Below are 14,143 nucleotides of genomic sequence, written 5' to 3'. Positions count from 1 at the left end.
AGAAATGAACAAGTTAAAAAACTCGTTCAGCTTTCTTATATTCTTTCGTATTTTACCTCTACTGTAAACTTGTTTAAATCTCCACGGTAACGCCCTATAGAATACTCAAAAGGCTGAGAATCTTTTTGAAACGCCGTTGTTTTTGTAATTTGAACAGCAGACATCGGAGGAATATTTAAAGCGCCAGCGTCCTCACTCGTAGCATTAACAGCCTCTATTACACGCTTAGCATGACTGATATGAAATCCATATTTTGATTCAAGCGTCTTGTACAAAGACTGAACCTCTAAATCTTCATCAAGCAGACCCGATGCAAGAGATGCTGGAATATAGGTCGTTACAAGGACGTATGGATCTTCTTCAATATACCTTAGTCGATCAATTCGGTAAAAGAACTGATATTTATCTCCAAAAATCTCTTGAAGAGTGGACGTTTTTTCAACAATCTCTTTATTTAACACTTTTGTGTCAAAGGAAAGTCCTTTACGCTCCATTTCATCTCCAAAACTACTCAAACTTTCCAAAAACATTTGGTCAATCTTCTTTGGTGCAACGAAGGTTCCTCTACCGTGCTCTCTTCTCAAAAAACCTTCAGCCACCAGTTCATTTAAAGCCTGCCTTACAGGTGTTCTACTTATCCCATAAGTATCAATTAGTTCTCGTTCAGAAGGAATTAATTCATCCGGCTTATAAATTCCTTTTTCAATTTTTTCTTTAAGTACTTCTTTCAGCTGAAAGTATAGAGGCAAAGGTCTATTTTTTTCTACCACTATTTTATTCGTATTGTCTATCACAATGCACCTCTTCTAAAATTTATTTCTTTTCTCCATTGTAAGACAAATGAATTAAAAAATAAATTTTATTTACACTTACAACTCATAATGATGTAATTACCAGTTGAATAATCTTATTAAATCACTATAAGGAAATGCTGTCAATAAAATTCTGAATTTTTTATAACATTTTATTAAAAAAAGAAAGAGACCTACCGTTTGAACACACCCTGTCTCTTCCTTTTCATTTAACACTCTATTCTATTGTCTTTTAACCTCTACATCCGACGCTTTCACAAACGCATAGCGGTGATTAAAATAAATTTGATAATATTCGTCTTTTCCAACAATCATTTTGTGATCGTTTGGGTTTGTTGTAAAAGTTGGGGCATAGTAATAGTCACTCCTTACTTTTTCTACCCCCACGTACACCTGCTCCGGAGAGATTGTATACTGAAGCGGGACCATGCCTTTAACCGGTATATTAGAAGGATAGGCTGAAGCTTCCGGGAAAGCTCCTCCGTACACTTGAATGCTTTCTTTTCCTGGTTTTGGCGTTAATAATATGCCTGTACCTTTACTTGTATTTTTATGATGGGGATTATAAAACCACGCTTTTTGCCCTCCGTACCAAATCGCTGTCCATTCTCCTTTTGTCTCAGCTACTGCATACGTTTGGCCAGTTACAGCTTTGCTTCCCCAGTCTAACGTTTGTTTCGTTCCAGGCCCTGAAGCTGCAGGCTCATTCAGTAGCGGTGAATCATTGCTGGGAGCTTGATGCAAATACACAAAGTTGGCCGGCTGCTTTGGTGCATCTGATACTTCTGGCTGATTGTTTTGAAAGACTGGATTAATCGTAACGGCTAGTTTGTTTGTATGCTGGCGCTCGACTGGGCTTCCTACTAAATCCATGTAGTGCCCCCAATCCCAAAACGGCCCAGGATCTGAGTGCATACCTGATTGAGCTTTAGGAGACAAACCCGGCACCTCATCATGACCAATAATATGAGCTCGGTCTAACGGAATATTATATTCTTTGGCAAGGTGGCGTACGAGTCTTGCCGAAGAACGGTACATTTCTTCCGTAAACCACGTGGATCCTTCAAGCGCAAACCCTTCATGCTCGATTCCAATACTGTGTGTATTAAAATACCAGTTTCCTGCATGCCATGCTACGTCTTTGTTATTAATCATCTGTGCGATGTGACCATCACTTGAACGGATTACATAGTTTGCAGCGGCTCTATTAGGGTTAGCAAACAAATCAATCGTTCCATCATAACTTACTTCTGTATCATGAATAACAATATAGCGAACATCTGATTTTTGGCGATTTGCAATATCATAGTTTCCATAATCTGAAGGACTTTCGCTGAATTTCCCGTAAAAAGCAGGGATGTATTCACATTTTAAAGATGCCGGACAATCCGCTTTATTCGTATTGGTATTTTCAGCATGAGGAATCGACATATCTATATTTTGAGGGGAAATTTTAAGATGCTGTCCGTCTGACGTTGTATGCTCTGCTCCTTTTTCCAACGTTTCATATACATCATCGGCAAATACTTGAGCGTTTTCTTTATCCTGAGAAGAACTGTAAGCTGCGACTGCTTCGTACCATTTTTGATCAGTGGACGGTACATTTCCGTTTTTGTCTTTTGCAATAAAAGCCAGCACAGCAGCGCCACCGCGAATATTTTGCACAGGATCTTTTTTTAATCTTTCTTTATCGGACTTAAGCAGCTTAGCAGCTAAGGTGAGCGTTTGCTGTTTATCATATGCTGGTTTTGAAGGCGAAGCTCCGTTTCCTTTTCCATCTTCTAAAGAAGGGATGTCTGTTAAATGCATAAGACCGTATCCCCCGGCTGCACTGGGTTCTCCGTTATGATTTTCCCAGCGCGACTTGTTGTAGGAAATTGCTTTTAAAAGCGAAGCTGGCACACCAAATTCTTTAGATGCTTGTGCAAATGCTCGCTCCAAAGAATCTGACTGATTCTCTGCAGCCAAAGCGACTACAGGCTTTTGCAGCATATGAAGGGGCATATAAGCTGTACATATGACACCAGCCGTAAGCATGGCTACCCCTATCTTATTTAGTTTTAATCTTATTTTTAGTTTCAAACGTATTCCTCCCCCGTAAAGTATGTAAATGAGGTCAATAAAGACATAATATGACTTTACCTCGTTCTCAACCATTTCGTCTTCTTTCTTTCTATTCCCTTGAGACAATAGTCTAGAAGATTCGACAGAGTTACTAGGAGGAAAGATGTGGTACGAGGAAAAAATTATAAAAATCATCCCTCTTCTTTAAAGCTGCGCTCTCAAAAATGGTTGAGTACAACAGCGGTCCATTCATCCCTTTTGCTGCCTTTTTAATAAAGTAGCAATATTGTATATAATGACATTCCTTCTATAATTAAACTATTACTAAACCAAATTTCTTAATTTACCAGTTTTTTAACAGACTGTACGTTCGACATTTTAGTAACTTTTCACCATAGTTAACCATGGAAAAGGTTGCTATTATTAAAGACAAGAGAATGTTTACATATGATTGAACGCAGCAAGAACTGCTCTTGAAAGGAGATACCTTATGAGAGGACACAGCATTCCAGCAATTAAGTTGAATGAAGAAGAAAAAGAAAAATTAGAGGAACTTATTGAACACTATAATTTAAAACGAACGTCTCTCATTCGAAAATTTATTATGGATGGAAAAGTTAAGCCTCCTTTAATCGGCAAAGAAGCAGGTGTGGAACTATTGGTTAACCTGCGAAAAATTGAGTCTGAACTAAGCCGGCTAAGCAATAATATGCATCAAATTGCAAAGTACTTACATAAACCAAAAGATAAGCAAAACCATTCACAGAACCTTGAAGACATCCTATTAGAAATGATGAAAAAACAAAAACATGTACAAGAAGATGTAGAGACTATTTCAGAGCAGCTTAGCGATCATTTATACGTTAAATAGAGAAAAAACGCTCTTTTCATTTCAGAAAAGAGCGTTTTTTATAAAGAAGTAGGGATTTAAATGCTTTTTTTCATGCCGCACTTTGCGCATGTACGGATAAAAATAAAGTCTTTTACTAAGCTTTTAAATTTCACATGTCCACAGTTATCGCATCTGCCTGCAACTTTATCCGGAAACTCCTCATATACATATACTTTTGTTAAATCAATCGCTTCTTGTTGCTCTTCCATTTCCATCACACCTTTATGCATCTTTACGATTCAGCTCTTTATATTCTATCAAAAATAAGTAAAATTACTAGGGTAAAAGCTTCAAAAAACAAGAAGGTTTTTTCACTATTTTGTTATCCGTTCAGCTTTGTACCACCAATTTTCTCTATCTAAAAATGCTTTTACATTCAGTATTTTTTTATCGCGAAGGGTAATGATGGCTACCGCAGCTCCTTCTTTGGAAAAGGTTACAGCTGTTTCTAATTTCTCTTTTGTCACAAACACTTTTAATGTTTCCATATTCTCTTTTGTTAATTCCGCAGTTGTGATGGTTTCTCCTTCAATGATTGTATCTTTTTTTCCAATAAAATATTGTCCATCCATCATCCAGGCTGCACGCGTTTCACCATAAACTTGAAAGAAGGTATTCTTTTTTAAATAACCTGTTCTCTCCGACATATTTGCATCCTTATACGTCTCCGTATCCTCGGTTGTTTTTATCCATAAAGGTTTATATAAAAAAGTAGGCTTTGGAAAACCTTCCTCGTCAGAATCTCCCACAGGATTTGTAGATTTAGACTCCAGGTTTAAAAACTGCGCAACCCCTTTTGCATATGCCACCCCCATATCTTTTAGAAATTGAGGATTTTTTAAGAGCTTTGCATCATGTTCTGTATCAATAAACCCGATTTCAGTTAGTACAGACGGCATATAGGAACGTCTTAACACACTATGATTAGCCAATTTCCTGCCTCGGTTAAAGTGATTGTATTTAGTAAGAACAAATTTCACATGATCGTGAATATCGTTTCGTAACACAATGGTTTGGTTATTTATATTTTTGCTATAAATAAAATCTTCATATCCCGTTTCGCCACCCGAATTTATATGAATAGATAAGTATACATCAGCACCCCACGCATTGGCTTTGTTGACCCGTTCATTTAATGACAAAAACACATCGGTTGTACGTGTTGTACAAAGAGAAAATCCTTGATAGTGAGTAGAAAGAAAAGAGATGATGTACTGTTGAACAGCTAACACTAAGTCTTTTTCATATAACCCGCTGGCGACAGCCCCTAGATCTGCCCCTCCGTGACCTGCATCTAAATAAATTTTTTTCATATAACCTGTCTCCTCCTTATCCGTAGCATATGCATGAATAAGCGAAGACGTTTGTTATACAAAACTACTTTTATGTATAAAGCTTTTTGCTATAGCTCATTTAGAAGTCTTTACAACTGATTTACCATAGCTAGTAACATCAAAATATGTATTTGATCCATCGTCTTCATTGATCACAACATCTAAGTCATGAAAATAACGATGAAGTTCTTTTAACAGTGCTTGATCTTTCGTCTGCTCTAGCTGTACAGCGAGCTTCTCCATATGCTGAAAGTCTTTCTTTAAAACAGAATCTTTTACTTCAATCGTGCCAATCGTATTGTTAATGGCTGTGGCTTCTTCTTGTACTGCAGACCAGTCTGGATGCTCAATGGCACTCCACCCCGTCAAATCATTTAGTACGTCATGATGTTCAGCAATAAAGTCTTTTGCCTGCTGATCGCTGCTTTCCAGTTTATTAACTTTTTGTTGATCCACTTTAATGGCGCTTGCCTGTATACTTTGCTGTGATAAAAAAGGAATTTTTCCGTTTTGGTACAATATCCACCCTGTCGCTCCTCCCCCGACTAAAAAAACGGATAAAGATATCGAAATGATCATACGCTTCTTCTTACTTTTATGTCTTTTTTCCATTTGACTCCTTTCCGGGTATTCAAAACCCTTTAGGCCTTATGAACTGAAACGAATAACCTACAAAAAGAATTTTACCATATTTTTAATATTAAAAATATTAAAAAAAGAGACTCCTTCGAGTCTCTTTGAATCCACTTCAATTAACTTTCACCTGTGTGTAGCGATTTTTAGGAACATTCAACTGCAAGTTACTTCTTAACGTATTCCCTTCGTATTCTGTACGATACAAGCCTCTTTCTTGCAGTATCGGTACAACGTGTTCAACAAAGTCATCTAAGCCATGCGGAACGCTTGAATGAATAATAAAGCCGTCAGCTCCTTTTTCTTCAAACCACTGTTCCATCAAATTAGCGATATGCTCTGGCGTCCCAATAAATTGTGTTTTAGGTGTAGCAATTCGCAGCGCTGCTTCTCGCAGTGTCCACTTATATTTTTTGGCGTTTTCTTTAATTTTGTCAGTTGTACTGCGGAAACTATTACTTCCTATATCTCCTAAGTCAGGAAATGCATCATCTAATGGAAACTGTGAAAAATCAAAATGATCGAAAAAGCGTCCTAAGTAGTTTAGCGCATGTTCAATTGTCACCAATTGAGAAAGTTCTTCATATTTTCTTTCGGCTTCTTCGTTTGTACTACCAATTATAGGACCAATTCCCGGAAAAATTAGAAGTTCGTTTTCATTGCGTCCTTGCGCTGCGGCTCTCGATTTTACATCTTGGTAAAAAGCTTTTGCTTCTTCTAAATTGTCTTGTCCCGTAAACACTGCGTCAGCCGTTTTTGCTGCTAAATCTTTTCCGCTTTCAGAAGATCCTGCTTGAAACACTACGGGCTGCCCCTGAGCTGAGCGCCCAATGTTTAACGGACCTTCTACAGAGAAAAATTCGCCTTTATGATGTAATCGGTGTAGCTTTTTCTCCTCAAAAAATTGTCCGGTTTCTTTATTTCGAATAAATGCATCATCTTCCCAAGAATCCCATAATCCCTTTGTTACTTCTAGAAACTCTTCAGCTATTCTGTAGCGTTTGTCATGAGTGGGGTGCTCTTTTCCATAGTTAAGCGCAGATCCTTCTAATGGAGACGTGACAACATTCCATCCCGCTCGGCCGCTGCTAATATGATCAAGTGAAGCGAATTGTCTAGCCACCGTAAACGGCTCGCTATACGAAGTCGATAGAGTGCCGACTAAACCAATATGAGAAGTGACAGAAGCAAGTGCTGATAGAATAGTAAGAGGTTCAAAACGATTCAAAAAATGCGGAAGCGATTTTTCATTGATATATAACCCATCGGCAATGAATAATAAATCAAATTTTCCTTCTTCCGCTTTTTGAGCCTGCTGCTTGTAAAAACCGAAATTAACGCTGGCATCTGACAAAATTTCAGGGTGTCTCCACGCCCCCATATTTCCTCCAACTCCATGAATAATAGCCCCTAGCTTTAATTGTCTTTGATGTGTCATATTACCATTCTCCTTTTTCATACCCATTCATAAATTCTCGTAATTGATTGGTTAAACCACCTGCTCCAAAGCGAAGGACTCCTTCTTTTTCTGTCTTTCTTCCATTTCCTTCTTGTGCAAATTGCAAAAAAGCGATAACGTGAACTCTTCTAGGGTGAATATTTTCAATTCCTTCGTCATAAAACCATTGATCAATTGTATTGTAAATCCCTTTATTGACTCTGAATTGACTGTGGCACCAATTAAAAAACTGGAGATCAGGCAGATTTAAATACCGCGCTTGCCCTAGCTTGGAAGCTGTATGTTCACTAGATACATAGCCCATATGTTGAAATCTTTGCTTTGCTTGTAGCGTATCAGCTTTAATTTGATGCTTTAAAAATTCAATAGAAGGAAATTTTTTCTCTCCTCGCACCCGAAAGATCACGTCGCATTGAACTGTCTCTCCATAAATAACGTCGTTAAAATCCAGAATATGAACCTCAAATGTTTTAGATAGTTCCGATCCAAATGTCGGCTTAACCCCTACATTCATAACTCCTATATGTTCAAGTCCCCGCAGATGAACGAGGACACCATACACGCCATTTTTTAATTCCTCATGCTGAGTATCTATATTAGCTGTTGGAAACCCTAAGTGTCTTCCTTGCTGCCTTCCAGGTACAACCTGCCCTTTTATAATAAGTTTTTTGCTTGTTTTAGCTTTTAATGCTCCTCTATTCACTACGTTCACCCTTCTTCCCTTAAGTCTAGTAAAAAATAAAAGGTTCTTTGCACAATGTCACACATTGTGCAAAGAACCTCTAGTGATCTAGTCGGTTTGTTTAATTTGATGATTTTATCATATACTTATTATTCCTATGAGTCAAGTTGGTTTTCAATTAAAATATTAGATTGTTTTTTCATAAATATAAGAGTAAGGAGAATGCGTTGGGTTAATACGCTTAAAAAATTGCTTTGTTCGATCTTCTTTTGGGTTTAAAAATATGTCTTCAGGATGACCTTGTTCGACAATCTTTCCTCCGTCCATAAATACCACGTGATTAGAAACTTCACGGGCAAAACTCATTTCGTGCGTAACAATGATCATTGTAATTCCTTCTTTAGCAATTTTACGGATAACAGACAGTACTTCACCCACCAGTTCAGGGTCCAAAGCAGACGTTGGCTCATCAAATAAAATGACTTCAGGGTTTAAAGCAAGCGCTCTAGCAATGCCCACTCGCTGCTGTTGACCTCCTGATAACTGACTTGGATAAGCATTTGCTTTTTCAGCAAGCCCAACTTTTTCAAGGACGTCTAAACTGCGTTGTTTCGCTTCTTCCTTTGGCAGCTTTTGAACAATAACTAGCCCCTCCATAATATTTTCAATAACGGTTTTGTGTTTGAACAAATTGTACTGCTGAAAAACCATCGTTGTTTTTTGTCGAAGAGTTAAAATGTCTTTGCGGTTTGGCTTTTGGCACTGAACCGTAAATTGATCAATCGAAACTTCTCCTTCATCTGCTTTTTCTAAGAAATTAATGCAGCGCAAAAACGTAGTCTTTCCAGAACCACTCGGTCCTAAAATGGTCACAACGTCGCCTTTTTTAACAATTAAATCAATACCGTCCAATACTGTATTATCACCAAATGTTTTTTTGATATTTGTTAATGCAATCATACAACCCCTCCTCGATTATAAACCGTTAATTTTCGTTCAAGCAGCGCTGTTATCCCTTCTATTAACATCGTCAGCATCCAATAAATAAGAGCAGCAGCAATATAGGCTTCTAAAAACTTGAGATTGTTCGAAGCTACGATATTAGCAGCACCGTTTAGCTCTTTTTGCGATACGATGAATGCGATAGAAGACGTATGCAAAAAGCCGATGAAGATATTACATAAATTCGGTAAAGACAAAGCAAACGCCTGTGGAAAAACAATTCGTTTCATTGATTGAAAACGATTCATCCCAATGGCATACGCAGCCTCAATTTGTCCTTTTTCTACAGCTAACAAACCAGAGCGAATAATCTCTGACATATAAGCTCCCGCTGTAAAAGACAAAGCGATTAATACAAATACGACAATAGGAATGCTGTTTGCATTGAAGCTCCATCCATAGTAACTCGATAGTTTATTAATAAATAGCGGGAACCCTAGGTAAATAACCATAATATGAAGAATAGCAGGCGTTCCTCGGAAAAATGATACGTATACGTTGGCAATTGGCGTTATTATTTTTACTGAATTGATTCTCACAGCCGCAACAGCAATGCCAATAAGCAACCCGCCTAGTAACGGACCGATGGTAATAAGGAGCGTTAAAGGTAATGCCTTTAAAATTTCTACAAATGCTGTCCATATAAACGGTACATCAATAATCATGTTTACACCTCTTTTAGTAAGCTCGTTTTATACATGAACAGGCTGATCATGTTTTTGCAGCTTCTGTTCTGATTTCACAAAAAATTTCTCTAATATAATCGCTACCAAATAATAAATAATGGCAAGTGCGATATATACCTCCACTGCATGAGCCGTTGCAGCGATAATGGTATCTCCTCTTCCCATCATATCCATCACACCAATGGTAAAGGCTAAAGACGTATCTTTTAAGGACCCAATCACAAGATTTCCAAAGTTAGGAAAGGCTACAACGAGAGCTTGCGGCAGCACAATTCGAGTGAACGTTTGTTTTCCCGTCATTCCTATACTATAAGCTGCTTCGGTTTGCCCTTTATCTACACTATTAATGGCACCGCGCATCATTTCAGAAAAAGACGCCGCCGTGCTCAGTGAATACGTGATAATAACAAATACAAGCGGAGCCATTCTTGAAACGTCAATATGAATCAATTGTAAAAGGGCAGGTATTCCATAAAAAACTAAAAATAATTGAATTAAAATAGGAGTTCCCCTCATAAAAGAAATATAAACTGCTGCTATTTGGCTTAACATCGGCACTTTATAAATACGAGGCAGGGCAATAAACAATCCCAAGGTACTACCAATCACAAGTGAAGCAATCAAAATCCAAATTGTAATATGCAAATAAGATAATAATTGAGGAATAGAGGTGAAAATCAGCTCTATATCAAATGCTTTTCCCATCTTTTTCTCTCCTTTGTTTCCCTCTGCAGGTAGCGAAAGGACCCAAGTTCAAGGCTTGGGTCACAGCAAGTGCTTTAGTTATTTCCAGCTGCTTTTGTATAATCTTCTCCCAACCATTTTTTACTTAATTTTGTCAATGTTCCGTCTTTTTTTATTTCTTTTAACGCTTTATCAACGTCTTTTTGTAAACCTGTTTCATTTTTACGAAGCATAAAATATACTTTTGAATTTGAAATAGCAGGCCCTACAACTTTTTGCTCTGCGTCCGCTTGTTTATTGACAAAGTCAACTGCAAACGGCGTACTAATCGTGGCATCCGCACGCCCTGTTTTCAGCTGCGTTTTTGTGTCATCAGATCCTTGGCCTGAATAGACGATATTAATTTTATTTCCATGTTCTTTGTTATACTTATCGATTAAGTTAGCAGAATTACTCGTTGCTCCTACAATTACCTTTTTACCGCTCAAATCTTTAATTGATTTAATAGACGTATTTTTTTCGTTTACAACTACATGCAGCGGAAAGATATTATAAGGTTCTTTATTAAAAAGGAACTTTTGTTTTCTCTCTTCATTCACTTCCATCTGATGGGCTACTAAATCAATTTTGTTCGATTCTAAGCTCAAAAGTAAATTAGAAAAATCCATTGTCTTAAATTCGAACTTATAGTTTGGAAGACGTTTGTCTATTTCTTTAACAAGCTCTACGTCATACCCTGTTAGATTTCCTTTATTGTCAAGAAAGCAAATGTTCGGAAATTGCGTACCCGTTCCTACAATAATTTTTTGTACTTTGTCTTTGCTTGCGTTAGCCGCTGTTTCTTTATTTGGTGTTCCGCAAGCGGCTAGTAATAAAAGAAGTGATAAAAAGATAGCTGTCAGCTGTAGTTTTTTCATGTGTTTTGTCCCTCACTATGTCTCAAAATAATTTGTTGTTTTAATGAATGAATGAATAAAATAGATGTTCCAGCTATTTAACGATTGGTGAATAGTCTTCAATCAATTTTTCTATTTGTTCATAATCTTTTTCAATTACTCCTTTAAACTGCCCCTCGTCTCCAATTTCAACGACCGGTACATGGCGAATACCGTATTTAATTTCAAGCAAATCCCGCAAATAATCTCTTCCTTCTACATCGATACTTTCATATTGATATCCTTTCTCATGAAAATATGCTTTTAGTTCCTCGCAATGATGACAACCTTTTCGATTCCATAATAAAATTTTTACTGACATGGTTTTTCCTCTTTTCTTTTAAATGATTAATTAGCTTTTTGTAACTCCTTGTGTTTTTCTAACTCATATCTTTCAGGGTGTAAGATCTTCCTTAAGAATACGCCTTTTCCTTCTTCTCCTTGATCGACTTCAAAAAAGCGCTCATACCCTTTCCTTTCATACATAGGAATCAACCACGGATGTTGATCAGAAGTAGCCAATGTAACGGCAGGTTCCCCCAATTGATCCCGAATAATTGTTTCTTCAACCCATGTTAAGAGTTTAGAACCTACTCCTTTCTTTTTAACCAAAGGATCTACCGCAAACCACCATAAGAAAGGCCAGTTCGTTATTTCTTTATACGTTCTTGCTGTAATCGTAGCTACGATTTTTTTATCACTTTCCAGTACGTAGCAGCGGCTGTTTTGAATGTTTTCTTTGACAAGTTCAATCGTTGCCGTTGCGGCTGGAAACTTAATTCCTAGCTTTCGAATCGGCTCGTATGCTCGAAGCGTTAAATCCAACAGCTCTTCAGCATCTTCTACGGTTGATAATCGAAATAATTCACTCATTTTCTTCACCTCATTTTATAAATGTTTGAAGAGATAGATCGGCTTTATAAATCAGCTCATCCACAGCTTCCTTTAAACGACTTTTGGCATTTGCATTGTTGATGCCTGTAAAAGAGACGTATTCATGCAGCAAAAAAAGACTGCTGACCCAATAAGGTCTACCTAAAAAAGACGCTAAAAGTTTTAAATCATACTTAGCTTTTAGTAACGAATTCACATTTTCACCAATAAGAATTGGCAGAAGTATTTTTTTATGCAATAAATCTTCTGGCAATATTTTTGTTAGCCGTTCAAAAGACTGTACGTATGTTTCATTTACTCCAGATAACAGAACGACAATACTTTTAGCTTGGTTCACTTTTGAAATAAATCCCTTTACTTCTTTCTGTGCTTCCTGCTTCAAAGCGTGTACATCATGATACAAAATAGTTTCTGCGTGCACTCCTCTTGAGGTTAAGCAAGCTTCTAGCTCATCTTTCACTGAGGCTATTTGTTGATAATTATGAGAGCTCCCGTTATATAAAATATATACATCGCTCACTTTCTTCCCCTCCTTTTTACAGCAAAAAGGCTCCTGGAGTTTCCTCAGGAGCCTTTGGTAGACCAATCAGCTTTAACTGTTTCTTTGATAAAACCGGAGAATGAAGTGAAGTGTCTTTGAAACATACTCACTTAATTCTCATTTATTCAAGTTGTTTTATCGGCTTTTCTGTTTGATGATTCAACTATATAGCCTCAAAATGGCAAAGTCAACTTATTTTTCAAAAAATATTTTTCTTTTAAAAAACTCTTTTCATCTGGAAAATCCTTTGCTAAAATTAATCCCAATTATTCTTACCTTTTTTATCAACTTTAAGGAGTGTTTTCAGTGAAATTAAGTATTTTAGATCAAAGCCCCCGTTATGAAGGTGAGCGTGCTGAAGATGCATTTCAGCATACTATACAATTAGCTCAGCTAGCAGAAGAACTTGGCTACCACCGCTTTTGGGTAGCGGAGCATCACGACTCTGAACATGTTGTAGGATCATCACCTGAAGTGTTAATTTCTCACCTGCTCGCTAAAACGCATCATATCCGTATCGGCTCAGGCGGTGTTATGCTTCAGCACTACAGCCCTTATAAAGTAGCAGAAAATTTTAATGTTTTAGCCTCATTATCTCCAAATCGCATCGATCTTGGAATCGGTAGAGCACCAGGAGGACTACCTCATTCTACTCAAGCCTTGCAACAAAACTCTCAGCCCACTAAGTCCTTAACAGACAAACTGATAGAACTTAAGCAATACCTAAACGATACGCTGCCGGAAGATCACCCTCTTTACGGTTTAAAAGCCTATCCAAGGCCGGAAAAATCAGCAGATATGTTTTTACTGGGAGCAAGTGCTTCAAGCGCAGAGCTTGCGGGTTCATTAAACCTTCCTTATGTATTTGCTCAATTTATTAATGGTGATCAAAAAGTGCTAGAAGAAGCAATTTCTGTCTATAATCAGCACGTTTCATCTCGCGCCCGCTCGCTTGTCATTGCCCTTTCCGTCATCGTAGCGGATACCGTAGAAGAAGCAAAAGCATTAGCATCCAGCACAAAAATATTTAAAGTATACTTACAAAATGGGAAGTCCGCTACATTAGGCTCCAAAGAAAAAGCTGAAGAATTTGGTCAGCAGTCCAAAGAAAGCTATCGAATTGAAGAAAAAGAAGCAAATGTTATACACGGTACAAAAGAAACCGTTCGTCAAAAGATTCAAGCTTTGAAACAGGAATTTTCTATTGATGAATTTATTATTCTTACTGCCATTCAAGATTTTGAACTAAAAAAGCGATCTTACACGCTCTTAAAAGAAGCATTCAATGAAGGAGATGTGCAGAGAACTAATCACACTCTAGCTGCTTACTAATCCAGAAGCTGAGACAAAAGTATTTTAGTAGAAGTAAAAAACGCACTAATAATCAAAATTACCGATTATTAGTGCGTTTTTTTTATTGATAAGAAGAACGTACCTTTCATGTGTTTAGTTGCTTCTGGCTGGTGATTGGAGGGCAAAGCGAAGCCTTGCACGGAAATCAACAGCGGTGTAACAAGTCATCCAT

The 14,143-nt window shown here is 37.4% G+C and carries 16 protein-coding genes; 2 read left to right on the top strand and 14 right to left on the bottom strand.

Translation table 11 applies throughout. The features are described 5' to 3' along the window. Positions 1–35 precede the first annotated feature (35 nt). Together AC3WJG_RS17940 and AC3WJG_RS17935 are read right to left on the bottom strand one after the other, a co-directional pair. A complete protein-coding gene (locus AC3WJG_RS17940) occupies positions 36–794 on the bottom strand; it encodes a GntR family transcriptional regulator (RefSeq protein ID WP_098658466.1) in 759 nt (252 codons plus the stop codon). 240 nt (positions 795–1,034) lie between these two features. Continuing rightward, the gene (locus AC3WJG_RS17935; protein WP_221840424.1) at positions 1,035–2,894 is read right to left on the bottom strand and encodes an N-acetylmuramoyl-L-alanine amidase; all 1,860 of its coding nucleotides are present in this window, start codon (positions 2,892–2,894) and stop codon (positions 1,035–1,037) included. Between the two features lie 472 nt (positions 2,895–3,366). Between AC3WJG_RS17935 and AC3WJG_RS17930 the strand changes: the two genes are divergently transcribed. Then, entirely contained in the window at positions 3,367–3,747 is a 381-nt protein-coding gene (locus tag AC3WJG_RS17930) for a plasmid mobilization protein (protein WP_028408740.1), read from the top strand. A gap of 56 nt (positions 3,748–3,803) precedes the next feature. Here AC3WJG_RS17930 and AC3WJG_RS17925 read toward each other — a convergent pair whose 3' ends face one another. The 12 genes from AC3WJG_RS17925 to AC3WJG_RS17870 form a co-directional block, all read right to left on the bottom strand. After that, positions 3,804–3,983 (bottom strand): DUF8096 family protein, encoded by a 180-nt coding sequence (locus AC3WJG_RS17925; protein WP_025752091.1) that lies wholly within the window; start codon positions 3,981–3,983, stop codon positions 3,804–3,806. Positions 3,984–4,082: 99 nt separating this feature from the next. Continuing rightward, positions 4,083–5,081, bottom strand: coding sequence for an N-acetylmuramoyl-L-alanine amidase family protein (locus AC3WJG_RS17920; RefSeq protein WP_337134043.1), 999 nt, complete (start codon positions 5,079–5,081; stop codon positions 4,083–4,085). Positions 5,082–5,177: 96 nt separating this feature from the next. After that, complete coding sequence (locus AC3WJG_RS17915) at positions 5,178–5,714, bottom strand: hypothetical protein (RefSeq protein WP_337134044.1); 537 nt, start codon at positions 5,712–5,714, stop codon at positions 5,178–5,180. 136 nt (positions 5,715–5,850) lie between these two features. Next, positions 5,851–7,173 carry an LLM class flavin-dependent oxidoreductase gene (locus AC3WJG_RS17910; RefSeq protein ID WP_098249864.1) on the bottom strand — a complete coding sequence of 441 codons (1,323 nt, stop codon included), beginning with the start codon at positions 7,171–7,173 and terminating at the stop codon, positions 5,851–5,853. A 1-nt stretch (position 7,174) separates the two neighbouring features. Further along, on the bottom strand, positions 7,175–7,897 hold the full coding sequence (locus tag AC3WJG_RS17905) for a riboflavin kinase (protein ID WP_034275907.1): 723 nt from the start codon (positions 7,895–7,897) through the stop codon (positions 7,175–7,177). 165 nt (positions 7,898–8,062) lie between these two features. Then, complete coding sequence (locus tag AC3WJG_RS17900) at positions 8,063–8,836, bottom strand: amino acid ABC transporter ATP-binding protein (RefSeq protein WP_337134045.1); 774 nt, start codon at positions 8,834–8,836, stop codon at positions 8,063–8,065. Continuing rightward, positions 8,833–9,543, bottom strand: a complete 711-nt coding sequence (locus tag AC3WJG_RS17895) for an amino acid ABC transporter permease (RefSeq protein WP_028408745.1) — start codon at positions 9,541–9,543, stop codon at positions 8,833–8,835. The genes AC3WJG_RS17900 and AC3WJG_RS17895 overlap by 4 nt, the downstream gene beginning before the upstream one ends. A gap of 27 nt (positions 9,544–9,570) precedes the next feature. Beyond that, positions 9,571–10,269, bottom strand: a complete 699-nt coding sequence (locus tag AC3WJG_RS17890; protein WP_337134046.1) for an amino acid ABC transporter permease — start codon at positions 10,267–10,269, stop codon at positions 9,571–9,573. Between the two features lie 74 nt (positions 10,270–10,343). Continuing rightward, positions 10,344–11,165: an amino acid ABC transporter substrate-binding protein gene (locus AC3WJG_RS17885; RefSeq protein ID WP_098249866.1), complete on the bottom strand. Its 822-nt coding sequence runs from the start codon at positions 11,163–11,165 to the stop codon at positions 10,344–10,346. A gap of 73 nt (positions 11,166–11,238) precedes the next feature. Next, the gene (locus tag AC3WJG_RS17880) at positions 11,239–11,505 is read right to left on the bottom strand and encodes a glutaredoxin family protein (RefSeq protein WP_025752083.1); all 267 of its coding nucleotides are present in this window, start codon (positions 11,503–11,505) and stop codon (positions 11,239–11,241) included. Between the two features lie 26 nt (positions 11,506–11,531). Next, positions 11,532–12,056 carry a GNAT family N-acetyltransferase gene (locus AC3WJG_RS17875; RefSeq protein WP_098249867.1) on the bottom strand — a complete coding sequence of 175 codons (525 nt, stop codon included), beginning with the start codon at positions 12,054–12,056 and terminating at the stop codon, positions 11,532–11,534. 10 nt (positions 12,057–12,066) lie between these two features. Beyond that, positions 12,067–12,597: a hypothetical protein gene (locus tag AC3WJG_RS17870; RefSeq protein ID WP_028408749.1), complete on the bottom strand. Its 531-nt coding sequence runs from the start codon at positions 12,595–12,597 to the stop codon at positions 12,067–12,069. A 327-nt stretch (positions 12,598–12,924) separates the two neighbouring features. On the opposite strand from AC3WJG_RS17870, the gene AC3WJG_RS17865 reads away from it, so the two are divergent. After that, positions 12,925–13,950: an LLM class flavin-dependent oxidoreductase gene (locus AC3WJG_RS17865; protein WP_098249868.1), complete on the top strand. Its 1,026-nt coding sequence runs from the start codon at positions 12,925–12,927 to the stop codon at positions 13,948–13,950. Positions 13,951–14,143: the final 193 nt, after the last annotated feature.

It is taken from the genome of Priestia sp. FW507-14D1A (assembly GCF_058781295.1).
The sequence above is the reverse complement of the archived record's forward strand: the minus strand, read 5'-3'. Positions and strand labels throughout refer to the sequence as shown.

Bases quoted from the DNA above. Each gene is read 5' to 3' on its own strand.
- AC3WJG_RS17880 (WP_025752083.1), bottom strand. From the start codon at position 11,505: ATGTCAGTAAAAATTTTATTATGGAATCGAAAAGGTTGTCATCATTGC.
- AC3WJG_RS17885 (WP_098249866.1), bottom strand. From the start codon at position 11,165: ATGAAAAAACTACAGCTGACAGCTATCTTTTTATCACTTCTTTTATTA.
- AC3WJG_RS17875 (WP_098249867.1), bottom strand. From the start codon at position 12,056: ATGAGTGAATTATTTCGATTATCAACCGTAGAAGATGCTGAAGAGCTG.
- AC3WJG_RS17925 (WP_025752091.1), bottom strand. From the start codon at position 3,983: ATGGAAATGGAAGAGCAACAAGAAGCGATTGATTTAACAAAAGTATAT.
- AC3WJG_RS17900 (WP_337134045.1), bottom strand. From the start codon at position 8,836: ATGATTGCATTAACAAATATCAAAAAAACATTTGGTGATAATACAGTA.
- AC3WJG_RS17920 (WP_337134043.1), bottom strand. From the start codon at position 5,081: ATGAAAAAAATTTATTTAGATGCAGGTCACGGAGGGGCAGATCTAGGG.
- AC3WJG_RS17910 (WP_098249864.1), bottom strand. From the start codon at position 7,173: ATGACACATCAAAGACAATTAAAGCTAGGGGCTATTATTCATGGAGTT.
- AC3WJG_RS17890 (WP_337134046.1), bottom strand. From the start codon at position 10,269: ATGGGAAAAGCATTTGATATAGAGCTGATTTTCACCTCTATTCCTCAA.
- AC3WJG_RS17930 (WP_028408740.1), top strand. From the start codon at position 3,367: ATGAGAGGACACAGCATTCCAGCAATTAAGTTGAATGAAGAAGAAAAA.
- AC3WJG_RS17895 (WP_028408745.1), bottom strand. From the start codon at position 9,543: ATGATTATTGATGTACCGTTTATATGGACAGCATTTGTAGAAATTTTA.
- AC3WJG_RS17915 (WP_337134044.1), bottom strand. From the start codon at position 5,714: ATGGAAAAAAGACATAAAAGTAAGAAGAAGCGTATGATCATTTCGATA.